This is a genomic window from Neisseria sp. P0021.S006 (assembly GCF_051956895.1).
Genome location: NZ_JBQCWZ010001153.1, coordinates 1 through 482, shown reverse-complemented (window position 1 = coordinate 482; position 482 = coordinate 1). Strand labels below are relative to the sequence as shown.

1 protein-coding gene is annotated in these 482 nt (G+C 45.0%); it reads right to left on the bottom strand.

From position 1 onward, the window contains the following. On the bottom strand, positions 1 to 296 hold a 296-nt coding region (locus ACTHUM_RS19215; RefSeq protein WP_440403881.1), incomplete at its 3' end, for a Sua5/YciO/YrdC/YwlC family protein. Positions 297 to 482: the final 186 nt, after the last annotated feature.

The window sequence follows — 482 nt, the reverse complement described above, 5'->3', positions numbered from 1 at the left end:
AAGGTGTAGCTGCCAGGCGTAGCTGCTTTGAGCTGGCGGAATTGGGCATTATCCACTTTGGCGTAAGTACCCAATTCGCTCAAATCGGCACACATCAGGGTCAGATGGTGTTTTTGATCGATTTTACGAATCGCGAGAATGCGTTCCATCGCGGTTTTGTCGCCGAGTTTGCAGCCAAGCGCATAGCAGGAATCCGTAGGGTAAACGATAACGCCGCCACTGCGGACAATATCGGCGGCTTGCTTGATGAGGCGGTCTTGGGGATTATCGGGATGGATGGCGAAAAATTGTGCCATGTTTTTTCCTTATCATTCTAATGGTTTGTTGTTTGACATTTTAAAACTTATTTGGCCGTCTGAATATTGGATTTCCATCAACATGAATGGATTTAGCCTCAGGTACAACACGGTTGCACCCAGTGATACCTTATATATAATTTTGATCTACCGGCCGATATCGAAAGTCAATTTAATACACTATAT